Here is a 3,608-nt window from a genome sequence, read left to right as displayed (position 1 = left end):
CTCCGGTCAGCCACTCGCCCTGCCCACCCTGCGGGCCGACGGCGGCGTACTGGGCTGGCGCTGGGTGGCTGCGGCGAGCATCGCGGGACTCACCCATCAGGCGGACGCCACCACCGCCCAGGATTCGTACTGTGCCGGGTATTCGGTGGACGGGTCCGCGCTGGTGCTGGCGGTGTGCGACGGTCTGGGGTACCGCGAGCACACCTCCCAGGTCGGCGCGGATCTCATGGCACGGCTGTGTTGTGCGTTCGGGGCGTGGATCGTGCGGGAGCAGGCCCTCGGCGACGGCACCGAGGCACTGATTCGGGCCGTCGAACAGGCCAATGACCGGCTCATCGAGATGCAGCGCATGCATCTGCCCGAGTGGGAGCCCGCGGATCTGCACTGCACGGTCATGCTGTGCCGGGTGCCGCTGACCGCCGACGGCGGCCCTGCGCTGTTCGCTCGCGCGGGCGACACCGAGGCGTTCCTGCTCCAGAACGGCCGCTACGCAACGGTCTTCGACCCGGACACGGACGCGGGGCCCACCAATGTGGTGAAAGGACCTCTTCCGCACCAGAATCCGCGTGAAGTGCTCCAGGTGACGGCGGTCGACCTCGATGCCGACGCTCTCATCCTCACCACGGACGGCCTCGCCCACGACATCTTCGACTCCCCCGGCACCCGCGAATGGCTGGCCGCCCGCTGGGCCGTCCCGTGCGGTCCGCACCGCATGCTCGACGCGCTGCGCTACCGTCGCCAGTCCTCGCACGACGACCGCACCGCGCTGGTGGTGTGGCTGCGCCCCTGGACCGGCGACGAGGTGGACGATGCCGCGGATCACCGGTGAATCCGGTGCCACCTACGACGTCGACGACCTCCCACTCAACAGCGACGGCGGGCAGTCCGAGCTGTTCCAATGCCGGGACGTAGGCCGCGTTACCCGCGTCTACAAGCGCTATCACAAACCGCTCACCGACCTGGCCACCATCGGCTGGGTGAGCGATGCCGCGCGGCGTGGGCGTGAGGTGGTGCCCGCCGCCGAGGCCGCGGCCGGTCTGGCCTCCACCGCGGAGAGCTCCCTCAACTGGCCCATCGACGTGGTGCGGCAAGGCAATTCGGTGATCGGCGTGGTGCTGCCGCTGATCCCGGCCCGGTTCTTCCTGCCCGACGGCCGCCCGCGCAGCGCCGAATTCCTGTTCATGGTGCGCGATACCCCGCCCACCGCCCAGACCCGGGTGGGAGTCCTGATCCGCCTGTGCGACCTGCTCGTAGTCCTGCACGACCAGCAGTTGGTGCACGGCGACCTTTCCCCGAAGAACGTGGTGTGGACCGAATCCGGCCCCCACGCCTACCTCATCGACTGCGACGGCATCCGCCCCGCCCACTCCACCGCCCACCGCGGCGTAGCCACTCCCAACTGGCAAGACCCCCGCCTCGACACCGGCCTCATCCGCGCCCACGACGAATACAGCGACCGCTACGGCCTCGCCCTCCTCATGTACCGCGGCCTGTTCCGCAACCCCGGCGCGCCTGCCCTGGTCGGCGGAAAACTCTCCCAGGCCACCGGAATTCCCCCAGGCACCGACCCAAGCCTGAAGCGATTGTTCGACCGCACCTTCTCCGACGCCGCAGCCACCGCAACCCGCCCCACCGCCGCCGAGTGGCGAACCGCCCTGACCGCAGCGTTCCTCACGACGGACGGATCCGCGTACCGCGCAACCGCTCTCGACCTGCTCGACCGCCACGCCGAGCGCGTCGCGCCCACCCGCCAAGTCCGGGTGAGCCACGCGCCCACCGTGACCCGAAAACCGGCCGGATCGGCAACCACCGCACGAACCGCCACCGCATCGACCGCACCCCCGCGCGGACCGCAGACTCCGGCACAGTCCTGGTACCAGCCACAACCCCCGTCGACCACGACAACCCTGCGACGCGCCTATCGACCGCCCACACCTCCCCCGCCGTATCAACGCCGCCGCAACGGAATCGGCTGGCTGGTCGCAGGAACCATCGCGGCCCTGATCATCGGCGCGATCCTGACCAACACCCACGACCATCCCACCTCGAATACCGTGCCCGACACCACCTCCAGCACCACACCCTCTACCGCACAATCCGCCGCAGCCACCCGCCAGGCCAACGCCGTCTCCGCACTCCTCGACCGCTCCCACACCAGCCGAGCCACCGCCGCCGCAGCCATCCCCGCAATCCTGGCCTGCCGCAACGTAGCCCACGAAGCCGCCGAACTGTCCGCCACCGAAACCGAGCGCCAATCCGAGTACACCGACGCCATCCACCTCGACCTCTCGGCCCTACCGGCAGGCACACAACTCAAAAGCGATCTGGTAGACGCGCTGACCACGTCCTACCTGGCCGACGACGCCTACGCCCGCTGGGCCACCAACATCGCCACCTCCTGCAATTCGACCGCACCCCAAACCGCCGACTACCGCAGCGGCAACAACTACTCCAGCCAAGCCACCACAGCCAAACGCGCCTTCATAGCCGCCTGGAACCCCATAGCCACCACCCACAACCTCCCCACCCGCGCCGAAGAAGACATCTGAGGTGAACCCGACCGGCCGTTCTGACAAATTCGGTATATGTGGGGAGGTGGTTCGTATGACAATCCGTGGCTCCCACACGTTTCAGCGGTGGGTGCGGGACCCCGAGATCATGACCATGGCGGGCGCGGTGCTGCGGCCATGCGTCTCGGTGGTGCCGGGGCTCGGTCCGGACCTCGCCGACACGCTTCGGTTTCGGGCGTTGGCGCTGGCCGTCGAATACCGGTACGACGAAGCCCTCATCGATGTCGAGGAGGCATTGCGAATCTGCCGTCGTACGCCGATCCTTCGGCGCACAACCACCGAGGTTCAACTCGCCGCGGCGTTGAGCCTGCGTGCGAATCTGCTGCGGTGCGTGGGCCGGGAGCACGAGGCGGTGGACGACGCGCGGGAGGCGCTGGCCCGGTGCCGCGAGGGCCTGTCGCGCGCGCCGCAACGGTTCGGCCCCCTTCTCCTGAACGCTCTGGACGAATTGGCCCGATCCCTGGACAGGATCGGTGAGCCCGGGCAGGCGCTACCCTACGGCGAGGAACTCGTCGACATCCTGCGCCGCCTCGTGCCACGCCGACCCGGCTACGAGCGCTTCTTGGGCGCTGCCCTGCATCAGCTCGGTGGCTACCTCTCCGATGCCGGGGATCTGGCCGACGCGCTACGCATCGCCAATGAATCCCTGCAGCTGTATCTACGTCTCGATCGCGAGCAGCCGGAATCCTTTGCGCTCCAAGTAGAGCTGGCGAAGCACAATCGGGATCTGTTTCTGAACCGCCTGAAACACCTGGAATAGGCGGTATCGGGCCGTCATACTCCGCCGACTACTTCAATGGAGTGGCTACGCCTCGCCTGCTAAGGCAGGCGGAAGATCACGGAGCGGGGGCATTGACCGCCGGGCATACGTCGTTTCGGGATGGACAGTGACCACATCGAGCTTCTGCACGAGGGAGCCGGGCACCTCTCCCTCCTCGAAGTGTTCGAGCGAGGGCACGAAGACCGCCTCCGCGTCCAAACGCGTCGCCTGGGCCTTCAAGCCGTGCCAGCGGCGGGCGACCCGTAGACGGGTCGTAG

At 68.4% G+C, this 3,608-nt stretch carries 3 protein-coding genes and 1 pseudogene; 3 read left to right on the top strand and 1 reads right to left on the bottom strand.

Annotated features, from left to right (window positions below; all coding sequences use genetic code 11):
• From ACWELQ_RS41070 to ACWELQ_RS41060, 3 genes are all read left to right on the top strand, one after another.
• On the top strand, window positions 1–829 hold an 829-nt coding region (locus ACWELQ_RS41070; RefSeq protein ID WP_452402393.1), incomplete at its 5' end, for a protein phosphatase 2C domain-containing protein.
• Window positions 810–2,549 (top strand): hypothetical protein, encoded by a 1,740-nt coding sequence (locus ACWELQ_RS41065; RefSeq protein WP_452402392.1) that lies wholly within the window; start codon window positions 810–812, stop codon window positions 2,547–2,549. The genes ACWELQ_RS41070 and ACWELQ_RS41065, both read left to right, overlap by 20 nt.
• 55 nt (window positions 2,550–2,604) lie before the next feature.
• On the top strand, window positions 2,605–3,330 hold the full coding sequence (locus ACWELQ_RS41060; protein ID WP_452402391.1) for a tetratricopeptide repeat protein: 726 nt from the start codon (window positions 2,605–2,607) through the stop codon (window positions 3,328–3,330).
• 45 nt (window positions 3,331–3,375) lie between these two features.
• Here the strand turns inward: ACWELQ_RS41060 and ACWELQ_RS41055 are convergent.
• Window positions 3,376–3,608, bottom strand: a pseudogene (locus tag ACWELQ_RS41055) (hypothetical protein); the annotation flags it as partial.

The organism is Nocardia sp. NPDC004722, assembly GCF_053601505.1.
The sequence above is the reverse complement of the archived record's forward strand: the minus strand, read 5'-3'. Positions and strand labels throughout refer to the sequence as shown.